This is a genomic window from Roseomonas chloroacetimidivorans, from assembly GCF_049629625.1.
Lineage (GTDB): Bacteria > Pseudomonadota > Alphaproteobacteria > Acetobacterales > Acetobacteraceae > Roseomonas > Roseomonas chloroacetimidivorans.
In genome coordinates this window covers 65,344-80,010 of record NZ_JBNBZS010000020.1, presented here as the reverse complement: position 1 = coordinate 80,010, position 14,667 = coordinate 65,344, and the positions used below count along the sequence as shown (strand labels likewise).

Here is a 14,667-nt window from a genome sequence, read left to right as displayed (position 1 = left end):
GCCCCGTGCCGATCAGGCCTCCTGCCGGAGGCTGATGAGCATTCCGCCGGCGATGCAGACCGTGCCTATGGCCAGACCCGCATCCACCCGCTCGCCCAATGCCACGACGGAGAGGGCCAGTCCGGCCAGCGGTACGCCCAGCATGGCCATGGACATGGTGGTGGCGGGCAGCCGCGTGCTGGCCGCGTTTACCGTCACAAAGCAGAAGGCCGTTGCCACTGGGCCCACGAAGGCTAGCGCTTCCCAAAAGGCGGCGGAGCCATCGCCCGTGAAGGTGCCTTCCCAGATCCGCCCGGCCAGGGTCAGGCCGATGGCCGCCAGCAGCATCTGCCAGGGTGCCACGGCATAGGCGGAAGCGGGATGAACGCGCAGGTGCAGGATGCATGTCGCCCAGCAGGCAGCCGCCAGCAGCAGCATGGCATTGGCACCCAGCACGCCCGGCTGGTGCCAGGGAATGGAGAACGGATTCACCAGTACGACGATCCCGGCCAGGCCCAGCGCGATTCCGGCTAAGCGGCGCGGCGTCGCCCTCTCCCCGAAAAGGAGGATGGCGGCCGGCGCCACCCAGACCGGCGTGGTGTAGCTGAGGATGGCGGAACGCCCGGCGGGCAGGATCGTCATTGCCTCCATGCCAAGGGCGGTGAATGCCATCATCTGCAGCAGTCCGACTGAAGCGATCACCGGCAGGTCCGCGCGCCGGGGCAGATGTAGCCGGCCCTGCACGGCTTGGAGCAGGAAGAGGCAGGCCGCCCCCGCCGCAAAGCGCAGGGCAGAAAACCAGAGCGGCGTGACATGCGCTAACCCCACCTTCATCACCGGCCAGTTCGCCCCCCAGAGCAGGATGGCCGCGACCAGCGCCACCGCCGCCCAGCGCCCCCGGCGCGGCGCGGCGGTGAGGGGCTGGCCCTCCACAGCAAGGACGGGCACGGGCCCGCTTGACGCGACCGGCATCACCACCTCCGTTCCCGTCACGGGAGCAGGAGAGAAGCAGGCGGCCACGGGACGCAGGAGACGCGACATGGGTCCGGTTCCGGTTCTAGTATTGTCGCCCAGTCTCGCCCGCGGGCAGTCAGCCAGGGAAACGCATAGATCGGATCGCTGCTAGCGGTGGGCCTGATAGACCCCGGCCGCGCGCCGGCTACGGCTTGGGCACGAGGTCCATCTGCTGAAGCAGCCTGAGGTTGTCCTCAATGTGCCAGTTGTCGGTCACGCGGCCATCCGTCACACGGATCAGGTCAGTCGCGATGAAGTCGATCGGTTGGCCGCTGCCGCGTGCGTCGCCAAGGGTACCGGTGAAATGGCCGGTGAAGTGCATGTGCACCGTCACGTAGTCGCCCGCGATGATCATCTTCTCGACCAAGACGCGAAGATCCGGCACCGCCTGGCGGAAGTTGCGCGAAGCGAAGGCCGGGCCTTCCGGCCCCTGCGGCCGGCCGGGCGGCAGGGTATGGTCGATGAAGCCCGGAGCTAGCGCCTCGTGCAGCAGTGCCGCGTTGCCCGTGTTCCAGAAATTGTAGAAAGCGCGCGCAGCCTTCTCCACGCTCGCGCGCTGCGCGGCGGAAGGCGCGGTGGCGACGATCAACTCCTTCACCGGCACGCCCTGCGCGGCGGCGGGCAGCGTGGCCGGAAGGAGGAGCCCGGCCAGCACCGGGGCGGCTCTCAGCTTGGATGTCATGATGCGGATCTCCTGCGTGCGAGGCTCACTGCCCCTGCTGGCGGATGAAGCTCTCCGGCGTGCCGTCAGCCGGGTTGACGAAGATGATGTCCTTCGGATCGCGCCGCGGCGTGTCCACTGAGAGGAAGACGACGGGCCCCTCCAGGATGTCCGGCAGGGCGTGCACCGTGCCGCGGCGGAAGAAGAGAAGTTGGCCCGGCCGGAACTCGTCCTGCGTGTGGGCGCTCTCCATCCAGAAGGTGCCGCGCCCCGAGAGGACGTAGAGGTATTCGTCGCAGGTCGCGTGGTAGTGCGGCGGCGTACCGCGATAGACGCGGAAAACGCGCGCGCTCGCCGCCTCCTCTCTCGTGAGATAGCGGTCCACGAGCAGCGTGTCCGCCGTCTCGGGGAAGCTCTTCGCAATGGCGGCAAGGTCGAATCGGCCATGGGATGGCGCGGTGTACTCGGACACGGGCTCTCTCCTGATCTCCATGCGCTATTCAGCGCGCGTAGTAGCCCGCCGTGCCGTCCAGCCAGTCCTGGCGCTGCGGGGCAAAAATGTCGATGTCGATTGTGTCCTCGGTGAAGAGGAACTCGTGCGGCACGTTGGGTGGGATGATGAGCAGCGTGCCAGCCGTCATCACGAAGCGCCGGCCCTGGGAGAAGACCTCGGCGCGCCCTTCGGTGATCCAGGTGATCTGCTCGTTCACGTGGTGGTGCAGCGGCACCACCGCGCCCTTCCGCATCGTCCACTTGCAGAAGGTGGCGCCCGCGCCGCTGAGGTACTGCCGCCCAATCAGCGGGGACATCTGCTCCATCGGCTGCTCGTCCAGGCCGAACAGTGCCGGCACGGCACCAATATGCGCGCTGACGACTGGCAGCAGCCCGCGGCCCGGCGCGGCCGAGACGTGATCCCCGCCGAGCTGCCGCACGAGGGAGGCCGCTGCGGAGGCTTCCGCGGCCTGCGCGGGCGGGAGCTGGGCTCCCGCCGTGCCGGTCTCTGCCGCGAAAACGATTCCGGCACTGCCGGCCACCACCGTTCGCATCACGCCGCTCCTGGAAAGGTTCTCGTCCGGCCGGGGCGGGTCCGGGGCGCTCACCGCAGCTCCACCGGCCCGGCGTCGATGCGGATGCGGAATAGGAGGTAGGGCTTCACCCGCAGGTCCCGTCCTTCGTGGAACATGGCTTGTCGCTGCAACTGGTTGGCAGTGAAGTAGAGGTATCCGTCCCGCGCGATGGAGAGCGTGTCCGGCCAGAGGATGTGCGGGTCGTGCGCAATGGTGCGCCACTGGCCGTCCGTCCCGCGCTGGCGGATGCTGTTGTGCTCGTAGTCGCCGGCATAGACACGGCCCTTGTCGTCCGCCTCCAGCCCGTCCGAGGCTCCCTTCTCACCAAGGTCCCGCACCGCCGCCGCCACAGCCTCCGGCGCCGCGCGCCGATCGCGCAGCAGCGCCGTGGGCACGGAGAAGAGGTGGCGGCTGGAGAGCGGGCAGAAGTACAGCGTCTCCCCATCCGCCGAGAGGGCGATCCCGTCGGAGGCCACGCGGAAGGGCGTGGGCGGCTTGCCCGCTTCCCGCACCGCCATCGTCTCGCCCTCCACCACCGGCACGAAGGCCGGGTCGGGAGAGGTGGAGGGATGCCCCGTCAGGTGCCGCCACGCCTCGCCGCTGTCGAGATCGACGACGATGATCCCCCCAGGGCCGGAGGTGGAGGAATCCGTAATGTAGGCGACCCCGGCGCGGCCCTGGCGCAGGTCGAAGCGCACGTCGTTCACGTAGGTGGTGGGCAGCACCACCGTCTCCGGCAGCACGATGGTGCGGAGGACCTTGTTCGTCGCCAGGTCCACCGCGACGAGCTTCGCGCCGCCGCCCACGGGGCGCGCGAAGCCGGGCGCCGCGGTGTCGAGGATCCAGAGCCGGTCGGCGGCGTCCACCACGACGCTCTGCACGCTCAGCAGCGTCCCGCCCGGGCGGCGCGGGTCGGCGGCGTTGATTGCGGCGTCCGGGTAGGCCACCACGCGGCCGTCGCGGATCTCGCCCACGGTGAAGGGCACCTCATCCCCCCATTTGGGAAAGTTCACGAAGATGCGGCCGCGCGAGGAGACGGTGACGCCGGTCGGCATCGGGCCATCACGGAAGGCGAAGACCGGCTCGATGGAGCCGATGCTGCGCTCCGCCGGGAAGGCCTCTCGGCTCGGCGCCTGGGCCAGCGTCACCGGGGCAGCCAGGGCAAGGGCCAAGCCTGCCAGGCCCAGCCGCGTGGACATCGTCATCAGCATGACCTCTCTCGATCGCTGGTTGGCCCGGGGTGGCCGGACGCCGCGCCTGCCTCCCGCCACGAAGGTGGGCGCAGGAACGCAAAAAGAAAAACGCGTAGTTCCGATACCAAGCAGTTGAAGTTCTGCTGGTTATGGCGAGTTAGCCCGGGCGGTTCAGCGGCAGCCGGAAGAGTTGGACCGGCCAGCGGGTGCGGGATTGTCCGCCGTTGAACAGCGCCACGCGGTCCATCTGCGGCACGGGCAGCCAGATGTTGCGGTCCGCGCCGATGAAGGGCGCGTCCGCCCAGTGCAGCCGCAGGTCGCGTAGCATCGTGGTGATCCGACTGTCGCGGTCCAGCCGCTTCAGCGTGTCCTCCGCAAGGTCAGTGAAGTAGAGGTCGCCGTTGCCGTCCATCGCCGTGCCCCCCACCGGCGGCAGGTCGGCCCAGGGCTCCACCCGGGCGCCCAACTCGGCGGGTGGGATGAAAGAGTCGTCCAGCAGGCGCGTCTCGATGCGCGACCACGGGCCGGTCAGTGGCCCGTAGAGAAGCCAGCTCTCATCCGGCGTTAGCTCCAGCGGATCGACGTGCACGCGCAGGACGCCTCCATCCGGTGCGCGCACGGGCTGGCCATCCAGCACGGCCGCGCGGCCCTCCGGCGCGATGGTGGAGGGGTGCCCGTCCAGCACGCGCCGCGCGGTGCCGTCGCGGAGATCGAGCACGATCAGCCCGGGGCGGCCCGCATCGGTGAGATAGGCCATCTCGCCACGGAAGCGCACGTCGTCCACGTAGCTGCCGGGCCGCGCGATCTGCGGTCCGAGCGGGACGACGCGGCTGACCCGGTCGGTCGTCAAGTCGATGCGGACGAGCTTGGCGCCGCCCGGCAGCGGATCGCCGCCGAAGTCAGGGGAGCCGGTGTCCACGGCCCAGAGACCGCCGCGCCCGTTCATGTGGATGGCATTGACGCTCACCAAGGCCCCGGCCGGCTCCGCCCCGCGTGCCCAGCCGTTCCATGCGGTGTCGGGGTAGGGGCGGACGGTCCCGTCCGTCTCCAGCAGACCCAGCGCAGGGCCCTGCGAGCCCGTCCAGCGCGAACCGGCGACGAATACGCGCCCGCGATCCACCGCGACCGCATTCCAGATCATGCCGCGGCTCTCGGTCACGGGCGCCAGCGTATCCGGCCGCCCCACAGCGGGGCCGCAGCCCATTCCCGCGGCAAGGACGGCGAGGACATCGCGGCGGGGCATCGCGCGCTCCAGGATGCTGCTCATGTCCGGTAAACTAGGGAGTAGAGGCCGCTTTCTCTTGCACCGATGCGCTGCGCAGGGCAGCTGCCGCTGCGAAGTGATCCATATCCGGTCTCGCGTGGGCTGATGTGAAAAGGGTCGCGCCCTCCGCGTCGCAGACGGTTTGGAACCCCAGCCCCGCATCGCTCGCACCGCAGGACGGATCGACAATCGCGCAGGGTGAGGAGCTGATCTTATCCGGGATGCGCGCCCATCCGGCCTCGTGGCGCCCTCATCCCACTTCGACTGGAGAACGGCCATGGGACTGCAGATCTTCCCCATCGAACTCGGCGCGCTGACGATGGATTCCAGCGGACTCGTGCTGTTCCGCCGACCGGGGACGACGGTCACGATCCCCTTCCTGGGTTTCCTCATCCTCGGTGGTGATGCACCGGTCCTCGTGGATACCGGCCCGCGCAGCGCAGAGATGTTCGACGCCTTCGGTATGGCCGCCCGAAAGCCCCGCGAGATGACGATCGAGCACCACCTGGCCCAGCACGGCCTGAAGAAGGGCGACCTGCGCTACGTCCTGCAGACCCACGCCCATCTCGACCACGTCGGTGGACTCGACGCCTTCCCGATGAGCACGACGGTTGGCATCGCGCGGCGGGAGCTAGAATTCGCTGCCTCCGGCATCATGGGTCCGGGCATGTACACCGCGGCCGACACCAAGCACCTTATTGACCGTCTGCACACCCGCGATTCCCTTCGCCTCTTCGACATGGACGGCACCTTCGAGGAGGAGGTCATCCCCGGTGTCGCCGTGCGGCACACGGGCGGTCACACGGACGGCTCTATCTCCGTGCTCGTCGAGACGGAGGAGGGAATCGCCAACATCTGCGGCGACATCGTTTACGACGTGGCGGACCAGCTGATCACACCCCACCTCGACATCAACTTCAACGAGCCGACGGTGACGGCCAACCGCTCTACCACACAGCTCGCCGAGAAAACGGCGATCAAGCGCGCCCTGGCCACCAGCCGCTTCCTCCTGCCAGGCCACGACCAGCCTGTCCTTGTCGAGGGCAGCCGGGTGGTCGGGCAGATGAGGGACGCCTTCTCCAATCCCCGTGCGCGCGTGACGGAGGCGGCGAGCTACATGCCTCTGTCCTCCGCCCCGGCCCGTGCGGCCTGAGCCCGGGGGCAGCCACGGGCGGGCCGCCCCACCCTTTCACCGGATGTCCCTGCCGGAGGCTGCCATGCCCCCCCATTCCCCGAACACGAAGGGGTTCATGATCGCCTCGGGCGTGGTGGCGCATACGCTCTGGACGAGTGTCGCTCCCACGATCGCCTACCCGCTCTATGCCCAGCAGTGGAACCTGACTCCCACCGTCATCGCCAGCATCTTCGCGATCTACCCTCTGCTCGTGGTCGCCACGCTGATCATGTTCGGCGGGCTGTCCGACGCGCTCGGCAGCCGCAGGATGATGCTCTACGGGGTGGCCGCCTCCGCTGCGGGCGTCCTGGTCTTCGCAGCCGCCACGGGCACCGCCATGCTCTTCGCGGGCCGGATCCTGATGGGTCTCGGGGTTGGGCTTTCCGCCGGGCCCTCGGCGGCGGCATTGGTCGAGTTCGCCGGCAAGGGCGGGGTCCGCAGGGCAAGCGCCGTCACCCTGGCCGCCCAGGCCTTCGGCTTCGCCGCCGCCCTGCTCCTGGGCGGGACCCTGGCCCAGTACGCCCCCTATCCAACGCGGCTGAGCTTCCTGCTTCTCCTCGCCCTGCTCGTCGCGCTGTTCCTGGGCGTCCAGTCTCTGCCGCGGCAGGAAGCGCGCAGCCTGGCCGCTTGGCGCCCGAGCCTGCCCCGGGTGCCACGCGAGCTGCGGGGGGCCTTCTGGTTCGCGGCCTTCACCCTGATGACCGCCTATGCGGACGGCGCGCTTATCGGTTCCCTCGGCGCGCAGATCGCGCACGAGCTGGTGCGGTCCGACAACCTCCTGGTGAACGGGGCCGCGCTGTCCCTCTTCCCCGTCGCGCTCGGTGCCGTCGGCTTGGCCGCGAGAGGGCTGCGGGCGCCCGTTGCCGTCCTCAGGGGGGCGGCTGCGGCGGTGGCCGGCATGGCTTTCATGGCCGCCGCCGTCGGCTGGCACGACCTGGCCTTCCTTGTCGCGGCGAGCGTGACTTCCGGCGCCGGCTACGCCCTCATGGTCTATGGCGGCCTCGCCACCCTTAGCGAGGCCGCGCCGGAGGGGAACCGGGGTTCCATGACCTCTGCGGTCCTCGTGCTCTCATACCTCTTCAGCGGTATCCTAGCGATCGGCCTGGGGGCGCTGGCAACAGCTCTGGGGATGGCTGCGGCGGCCGCAACCGGCGTGGTGGTTGTCGCCGTGCTCGCCGCAATGGCGGTGCCCCTTGCGCTTCGCCGGGCGCGCCGTGACGTGCAGAGACAGGCGCGGTGAACGCCGGGAACGCGCCATGCGTGGAGGGCTTCGCAGGCCGCTGAGAAGGTCTGAAGAGAGAAGAGCTTGGTCCTCTGGCCGGGGCGCCAGGATTCCCAATCAGGTCCGCAAGATTCGGAGCTAGTTCAGCAGTTTAAGCCGACTTGGCGGGAATGTGGGACAGTACTGTGTGGCGGTCAAGGAGCGCCCCCCTATCGCAATCAATCGTGCCCAAACTGTCCTTCTTTGAGAAAGCGGAGGGTGTCCAACTCGGGATAGCGGAGCAACTCCATCGCATCCGCGAGTTCCGCGTTAGAAAGGCCGCTGTTGTATGTGCCTCCCGTCATGCTGCTTCCATGGCTATGGCCGAGCAGTGTTCGGATGATGGTTTCCGGATCTTTAGAGGCGAGAAGTCTCGTATTCACGCCATGGCGCATCGAATGGAAGTTCTGTCCTTCCTTGTAAGCATCAACGGCGCGACGGTACCCCGTCCACCACTGGCTGAAATTGTGTCTGAAGCGCTTGTCAGGTCCAGCTCGCTTGAAGCCGGGAAAGAGGAATCGAGAGCCGCTCTGCCGCATGGTCCGGACTTAGTCGAGAAAGCCGAGCTCCTTTAGGACGCTGTGAACCGGTACTTTGCGTACACTGCTTGCGCTCTTCACCTGAGTCCGCTTGCGGTCATGGATGGCTCCGATGGAGATCAGTTCAACCCCGTCCTCCTTGACTACGTCATCAGCCAGAGCTCGAGAAGCTCCTCCAGACGTTCGCCCCCGTAGAGCGCGACAAGCGGAACCCAGTACCGCATGTCGCGAATGAGCGTGCTCCCTGGCAGGAAGCGGTCCTCAGCACCATCACCGAAACCCGTGAAGACCGGGCCGTGGAAGATAGCAGAGAGGCGATCATCCTCGAGCTGCCTGCGGTCGAAGGTTGCGTTGCTCCTGACGTATGACTTCGAGAACCGGACGGCGAGAAAGGGAGTCTGCCCCTTCCGATCAACGCCGAGATGTTCTCCGACGAGCGTCTGCAAGCTGGTCAGGTGCTTGTTGATCGTCGCCGCCGACATTCGGTGAACCCGGGGCGCGTCTTCCGGGTCGGTGCCGGCGGCAATCGCGGCTCGCATGGCTTCCGCATCGTCCCTGTCCGCCAGACGGATCGCTTCCCGCCCGGTCATGTTCCGGAAGCGCTCGCTCTTCCCGTGCTGGCTCGGGACACGGTTTAGCTGCTCAAGAAAGTCCTGGCAGGCCGCCTTAGTGATCGCGCCGACATCCAGGTCGCCGCACATGTCGCCAAACAGGCGCCTAGCCACTTTGTAGTCGCGGATTTGCTTTGCGCCAACTTGATCAACTGTGCGGGCTTCAATGCGGGCGATCGCGGTCGCCGAGACTTCCATGAAGCTGGTCGGCGTCACCGTCTCGTTTGGTTCGGCTGGCGCCGACAGCGCGTTCGTCCCCTGACCATCTTCCGTCATCGGCACCGCCGGCATGCACGTGACACTCAGGTCGCGCCCCCCCAGGACCGCCACCGGAAGGGCAGCTCTGGATGGACATGACCATCAGGGGATCAACCTCCGGCACCGGATACTTCCCACGATCACGACGGGCATCCTCCCGCGCGACCTCGGCCAGCATCCGTAACGCATAACGGAGCATGACCCGGCGCGCGTTGGGCTCAAAGCTCAAGCCTTCCTCGACCTCAAAGCGCGCCAGGTGTTCCTCCGCGATGTCGGTGTCATTGGCTAGCATCGCGCGCTCGATGAATCGGGCCCGTCCCTCGGCAACGGCCGCGCGACGCGCGCGCTCGCCGAGCAGACTGGTCCGTACAGGCCTCGTTCCATCTTCCGCCATGGCCGCTGCGAGCTCGCCGGCCACCACGCCGTAGGGCTTGCCCGCGGTGCTGGCGGCGGGGGCAAGCGCCTCCGTCAGCCGTGCCAGCAGGTCGAGGGGCAGATGTTGGCCAATGGCGTCGGGCTGCTCCGCGAAGGCGCACAGGTCCCGGCCGAGGTCTTGTGGGAGGGACCACTCCGTCACCGGAACATCGACCCCCTTCACCCCCGCCGGACGTGCTGCCCGGTCCACCTCGCTCCAGGTGATGGCGCGGCTGCGGAAGGCCGCGAGTGCCGCCCCCAGCGTTACCTGCTCCTTCGCTACGTCCGCGCCCATCTGCACCGCCGCCCACTGCTCGAATCCGGCGTCCAGCAGGGCGGCGCGAACCACCGCCATCCCCCGGTCGCCTGTGCCCAGGGCTATCTGGATGTCGCGAAAATCGCACGAGGAATCGTCGTCCCCGAAGTGCCGCAGCAGCTGCGCGGGCAGCCGCCGGCGCCAGACCCAGCGACCGCCCCGCAGGGCGAGGTGGGTGGTGCGGCGCCTCGGCCGGCGCCGGGCGGGGCGGGTCGTTGTGTGACGCTCTTGTGTGACAGTGATGTGTGACACGGGCCGCCGAGCCGCCTCCAGGGGCTGGATCGCCGACGCAAAATCCTGAAGTAAAAAGGAAATCCGATTCGCTGGTTGGGGCGCCAGGATTCGAACCTGGGAATGGCGGTACCAAAAACCGCTGCCTTACCGCTTGGCTACGCCCCATCGGGCCATGTCCGGCCGAGCCGGAACATGTCCTCACCCGCGCTCCGCGTAAAGCCCTACCCGCGCATCCCGCTCACATAAGAGCCCCCGCCCCAACGCCACCAGGCCGCGGGCAGCATTGCCGCTGCCTGTGCCGCCGCACCGGCATCCGCAAAAATCGCGAAGCAAGTGGCGCCCGACCCACTCATCCGCGCCATCAGCGCCCCAGGCAGCGCGGCCAAGGCCGCCAGCACCGAGGCGATCGGCGGGCATAGAGCAATCGCGGGCTGCTCCAGATCGTTCCGTAGGCCCCGCAGATCGGCTGCCATGGCACGGGCATCCGCCCACCGCTCCGGCAGCGCGGCGGGGGGCGAGAAATCGCCTTCGCGCGCCGCGAAAACTCTCGGTGTCGCCAGGGAAACCCGTGGATTGGCCATTACCAGCCCGAATTCCGGCAGATCAGGCGCGGGCGACAACACCTCTCCCACCCCCGCCATGCGGGCCGGGCGGGACTTGATGCAAACCGGCACATCCGCTCCCAGCCGCACGGCCAATGCCTCCAGCCGGGGCGCTTCCATCCCCAGCTTCCATAAGCGGTCCAGCGCCCGCAGCGCCGCCGCCGCATCGGCCGATCCGCCGCCAATGCCGGACGCCACGGGAAGCCGCTTTTCCAACCGCAATGCCGCTCCCGGCAACGGGCGCCCGGCCGCGTCCACCAGCACACGCGCGGCCCGCAGAACCAGATTGTCCGGCTCTGCCGCCAACCCCCCGGCCTCCGGTCCGCCCAGCGATAAGGAAAGCCCGTCAGCCGGCGCCGCCTCCACCGTATCGGCGGCCCCTGCAAACACCACCAAGCTGTCGAGCAGATGATATCCATCCGCCCGCCGCCCTGTGACATGCAGGTGCAGGTTGATCTTCGCCGGTGCGGGCTCCACCGAAAGGTCCCGGGCTGCCGCCGTCCCGGGGTGCCCTGCCCCTTCCGCCACGAAGGCCGGCCCCTGTGTCCAAAGACGCCCGCCCGCCGTCACGACCCGGCCTCCGCGGCCCTGATCGCCCCCGTCGACTCCACCAGCCTCACCGGAGGACGGTGGCGGCAGGCAACCCGTCGCGCATCTTCGCCTCGATCCGCCCCGTTTCGCCCGGCTCCAGATCCAGCCCCAGCGCGCGGCGCCATTGGAAGCGCGCCTCCGCCTGCCGCCCTGCCGCCCAATAGGCGTCACCCAGATGGTCGTTGATCACCGCGTTGCGCGACTCCAGCTCCACAGCCTTCTCCAGCCAGCGAATGGCCCCGGGCAGGTCGCCCAGGCGGAACAGCGCCCAGCCCAGACTGTCGGCGATATTACCGTCCTCCGGTCTCGCGGCCACGGCTCGCTCCAACATTCCGCGGGCCTCTTCCAGCCGCTCTCCGCGCTCCACCCAGGCATAGGCCAAGTGGTTCAGCACGGAAGGCTGATCCGGGGAGAGCGCAAGAGCCTGCCGTAGATCCGCCTCAGCCCCCGCCCAGTCTCCCGCCCGCTCCCGCGCCATGGCACGGGCGCTGAAGAGCGGCCAGTCCGCCGGGCCGGGATGCGTCAGGGCACTGATCGCGATCCCATAAGCCGCCGCGGCATCAGCCGGGCGTCCCTCGCGACGCAGAATATCACCCATGGCCATGGCGGGCTGCGGCGCACCGGGATGTGCCTCCCCGAGTTGCCGCAGCAGGACCAACGCCTCGGCGGTCCGTCCCAGCCGGCTTAACAGCGTGGCACGGCGCAGCGCCGCCAGCGGCGCCATTGGGTCATCCTTCGCAACGTCATCCAGCATGGCCAGGGCGGCGGTCACATGCCGCTCATCCGCCATGCTCTCGGCGGCCAGAAGCTGGGCGGGCGCGAAGCCCGGCCGCAGCCGTAGCGAGAGCCGCGCCAGGATCAGCGACAGCTCCGGTGCCCCCTGTGCACGCAGTGCCGCGCCCAGCGCCACCTGCGCCTCCGCCATCCCCTCCACCGGGGAGGCCACAGCCCGCTCGGACAGCGCCGCCCGGCGCGCCGCCGGGCTCGCCGTCAGCACGATGTCGTCGGTTCCCAGCGACATGGCGTCAAAAATCCGCGCCCCGTCCGCTTCCCGCCCCGCCCGGGCCAGGATGCCGGCGGCAATGGTGGCCAGCCGCATATTCGGCTCCGCCGCCTCGGCCACCGCAATCCGGATCAGCCGCTCCGCGTCCCGCGGGCGGTTCGCCACATCGGCGATCATTGCGCCATGCAGCGCCGCCACACCACGAAGCTGCCCAGCTTCTGTGAAGGGCCGCAGCGTGGCCAGGGCCGCATCGATACTGCCCCGACCGGCCTGGGCCCAGGCCAGCAGCAGCGGCTGCAGGATCTGCGCGCTGCCCTGGCGCGGCAGGCTGCGGATCCGGGCCTCCGCTCGGTCCCAGCGCCCGGCCTGAGCGTCCGCTCCGGACAAAAGCAGCGCGGCAAGCTGGCTTTCCGGCATGCGCCGGGCAAGTCGCACCGCCTCGGATCGGCCAGCCATGACGGCGGCGTTGAAGGCGCGGGTCAGGATCTCCGGTTCATTCGGCTCCACCGCGAGCGCGGAAAGCAGGGCATCCGCCGCCGCCCCCGCATCACTCTCATTCGCGGCCAGACGCCCGGCGAGATAGGCCCCGAACACGCCGGACGGTGTGGCGGCGGCCGCAACACGCGGGCCCGCGACAATCACCGGCGCCGAAGACGCTGCCTGGGCAACCTGCTGCGGTGCTGCATCCATCACCGACACGCCTGGGCCAGGCGTTCCGCCGGCAGCGCAGCCGGCCAGCAGCGCGGCGGCGACCAACCCGGCCCGCCTGTGCCGCCCGGCGCCACCCCAGCGCGCGCGGAGCGCGAGTCGGGTCGGGAAGCGGAATGGGGCCTCAGACGGCATCATGCGGCGCAGCGTAACGGCGCGCACTGCCAGAATGCCAGCTTCACGTTTCGCTGAGCACCATGCCTCACCCCAACTGTGGCATTTCGGTGGCAGGCCTCATTGCCCTGCCAGAGGGATGCTCCCGCCGGGCCAGTACACTGGATTGAACGGCCATCCGGCAGGGCTGCGGGCCGGTATTTCATGTCGTCCGCGCGAACAGCTGCGCTGCGGAACCTTATTTGGTTAGAAGCTGCAGCCTAGTGAACATTCGTTGGTGCTGAAGATCCGCGGCAGGCAGGCCAAACCCTCAAGAAAGCCCTGTCGGGCCTCAGTTTTCACAACTTCGTTCTTTGAATGTTCTTGACGTCACCACCCCCCAATGCCCAAATTCGGGAGAACACAAGGCGAACTCAATAGGAGGCCACCATGCCGGACGGCACCCTGGGCAGCCCTCTCCTGAACCGTCCCGGCCTCCGGGGCACCTCCACCCCGCTGCCGGGCGTCCGGCGCGGCCGCGGCGCTGTCTCGAACCCCGCCAATCGGTTCGAGCGGACGCGGACCGATGCCTTCGACGATGGCTGGGGCACGCTGGCCGAGGCGATGGCCGACCTGCCGCCGCTCGCCACCTCCCTCACGCGGGACACCTCCCGCTCCGCCCTCACCTGGAATGACAGCCCGGATATCGGCTTCGACCGGTCCATCAACCCGTATCGCGGCTGCGAGCACGGCTGCATCTACTGCTATGCCCGCCCAACCCATGCCTGGATCGGTCTCTCCCCGGGTCTCGATTTCGAGGCCCGCCTGCACTTCAAGCCCGAGGTGGCGTCGCTGCTCGAAAAGGAGCTGCGTAAGCCGGGCTATGTGCCGCGCCCCATCGCGCTTGGCGCCAACACCGATCCCTACCAGCCCGTCGAGCGCACCCTTGGCCTGACCCGTCAGGTGCTGGAGGTTCTGGACCGCTTCAACCACCCCGTCACGATCGTCACCAAATCCGCTGGCGTGCTGCGGGATATGGACATCCTGACCCGGATGGCGGCGCGCAGCCTCGTCCAGGTCTGCTTCTCCGTCACCACGCTGGACAACCGCCTGGCCCGTACCATGGAGCCGCGCGCCGCGACGCCCCTGCGCCGTCTGGCCGCGATGCATGAGCTCGCCCGGGCCGGCATCCCGGTGGGCGTGCTCGCGGCCCCCATGATCCCGGGCGTGAACGACGCCGAGCTGGAGAAGATCCTGGAGGCCTCCCACGCACACGGCGCCCGCGCCGCCGGCTATGTCCTGCTGCGCCTACCCCTCGAGATCCGGCAGATGTTCGAGGACTGGCTGAACGCCCATATGCCGGATCGCGCCGCCCGCGTGCTCGCCCTGATCCGCGAAACTCGCGCCGGCCGGACCTATGATTCCCGCTTCGGGACCCGACAGACCGGCACCGGCCCCTATGCCGACATGCTCGCCCGCCGCTTCGCCGTGGCGACGAAGCGTCTGGGCCTGGATAAGGCGCGGGAAAACGGCGCTCTGGACTGCTCTCGCTTCGCCGTGCCTGGGGCGGATGCGCGGCAGCTGGAGCTTCTGTAAGCCCCGGGAAGCCTGAGAACCGTTTGGTCCCTTCAATGGAAAGGGGTCCCTGGCGTCTGCCAGGGACCCCTTTCCATTGAGGCCATTCC

General features: G+C 68.8%; 14 protein-coding genes and 1 tRNA gene. 3 read left to right on the top strand and 12 right to left on the bottom strand.

All coding sequences use genetic code 11. The features are described 5' to 3' along the window. Positions 1–12: 12 nt before the first annotated feature. The 6 genes from ACO1BU_RS16710 to ACO1BU_RS16685 form a co-directional block, all read right to left on the bottom strand. Positions 13–1,020 (bottom strand): DMT family transporter, encoded by a 1,008-nt coding sequence (locus ACO1BU_RS16710; RefSeq protein WP_424137099.1) that lies wholly within the window; start codon positions 1,018–1,020, stop codon positions 13–15. 118 nt (positions 1,021–1,138) lie between these two features. Next, positions 1,139–1,675 (bottom strand): ester cyclase, encoded by a 537-nt coding sequence (locus ACO1BU_RS16705; protein WP_424137098.1) that lies wholly within the window; start codon positions 1,673–1,675, stop codon positions 1,139–1,141. 25 nt (positions 1,676–1,700) lie between these two features. Continuing rightward, positions 1,701–2,126: a cupin domain-containing protein gene (locus ACO1BU_RS16700; protein ID WP_424137097.1), complete on the bottom strand. Its 426-nt coding sequence runs from the start codon at positions 2,124–2,126 to the stop codon at positions 1,701–1,703. A gap of 28 nt (positions 2,127–2,154) precedes the next feature. Further along, complete coding sequence (locus ACO1BU_RS16695) at positions 2,155–2,754, bottom strand: cupin domain-containing protein (RefSeq protein ID WP_424137096.1); 600 nt, start codon at positions 2,752–2,754, stop codon at positions 2,155–2,157. Beyond that, entirely contained in the window at positions 2,751–3,926 is a 1,176-nt protein-coding gene (locus ACO1BU_RS16690) for an L-dopachrome tautomerase-related protein (RefSeq protein ID WP_424137095.1), read from the bottom strand. Before ACO1BU_RS16690 ends, ACO1BU_RS16695 begins: the two co-directional genes overlap by 4 nt. A 145-nt stretch (positions 3,927–4,071) precedes the next feature. Then, positions 4,072–5,181 (bottom strand): L-dopachrome tautomerase-related protein, encoded by a 1,110-nt coding sequence (locus ACO1BU_RS16685; RefSeq protein ID WP_424137094.1) that lies wholly within the window; start codon positions 5,179–5,181, stop codon positions 4,072–4,074. 274 nt (positions 5,182–5,455) lie between these two features. Between ACO1BU_RS16685 and ACO1BU_RS16680 the strand changes: the two genes are divergently transcribed. Further along, positions 5,456–6,331, top strand: a complete 876-nt coding sequence (locus ACO1BU_RS16680) for an N-acyl homoserine lactonase family protein (protein ID WP_424137093.1) — start codon at positions 5,456–5,458, stop codon at positions 6,329–6,331. A gap of 64 nt (positions 6,332–6,395) precedes the next feature. Next, complete coding sequence (locus ACO1BU_RS16675; RefSeq protein ID WP_424137092.1) at positions 6,396–7,592, top strand: MFS transporter; 1,197 nt, start codon at positions 6,396–6,398, stop codon at positions 7,590–7,592. Between the two features lie 200 nt (positions 7,593–7,792). Here the strand turns inward: ACO1BU_RS16675 and ACO1BU_RS16670 are convergent, their stop codons facing one another. The 6 genes from ACO1BU_RS16670 to ACO1BU_RS16645 all read right to left on the bottom strand — a co-directional run bounded on the left by ACO1BU_RS16670 (position 7,793) and on the right by ACO1BU_RS16645 (position 13,027). Next, on the bottom strand, positions 7,793–8,152 hold the full coding sequence (locus ACO1BU_RS16670; protein ID WP_424137091.1) for a site-specific integrase: 360 nt from the start codon (positions 8,150–8,152) through the stop codon (positions 7,793–7,795). A gap of 143 nt (positions 8,153–8,295) precedes the next feature. Continuing rightward, on the bottom strand, positions 8,296–8,979 hold the full coding sequence (locus ACO1BU_RS16665) for a hypothetical protein (RefSeq protein ID WP_424137090.1): 684 nt from the start codon (positions 8,977–8,979) through the stop codon (positions 8,296–8,298). After that, on the bottom strand, positions 8,927–10,003 hold the full coding sequence (locus ACO1BU_RS16660; RefSeq protein WP_424137089.1) for a DUF6538 domain-containing protein: 1,077 nt from the start codon (positions 10,001–10,003) through the stop codon (positions 8,927–8,929). Before ACO1BU_RS16660 ends, ACO1BU_RS16665 begins: the two co-directional genes overlap by 53 nt. A 72-nt stretch (positions 10,004–10,075) precedes the next feature. Then, a tRNA-Gln gene (locus ACO1BU_RS16655) sits at positions 10,076–10,150 on the bottom strand. Positions 10,151–10,206: 56 nt separating this feature from the next. Then, the gene (locus tag ACO1BU_RS16650) at positions 10,207–11,064 is read right to left on the bottom strand and encodes a 4-(cytidine 5'-diphospho)-2-C-methyl-D-erythritol kinase (protein ID WP_424137138.1); all 858 of its coding nucleotides are present in this window, start codon (positions 11,062–11,064) and stop codon (positions 10,207–10,209) included. A 139-nt stretch (positions 11,065–11,203) separates the two neighbouring features. Then, the gene (locus ACO1BU_RS16645) at positions 11,204–13,027 is read right to left on the bottom strand and encodes a tetratricopeptide repeat protein (protein WP_424137088.1); all 1,824 of its coding nucleotides are present in this window, start codon (positions 13,025–13,027) and stop codon (positions 11,204–11,206) included. Positions 13,028–13,432: 405 nt separating this feature from the next. Here ACO1BU_RS16645 and ACO1BU_RS16640 point away from each other — a divergent pair, with 405 nt between their 5' ends. Beyond that, positions 13,433–14,578 carry a PA0069 family radical SAM protein gene (locus tag ACO1BU_RS16640; RefSeq protein WP_424137087.1) on the top strand — a complete coding sequence of 382 codons (1,146 nt, stop codon included), beginning with the start codon at positions 13,433–13,435 and terminating at the stop codon, positions 14,576–14,578. Positions 14,579–14,667 lie beyond the last annotated feature (89 nt).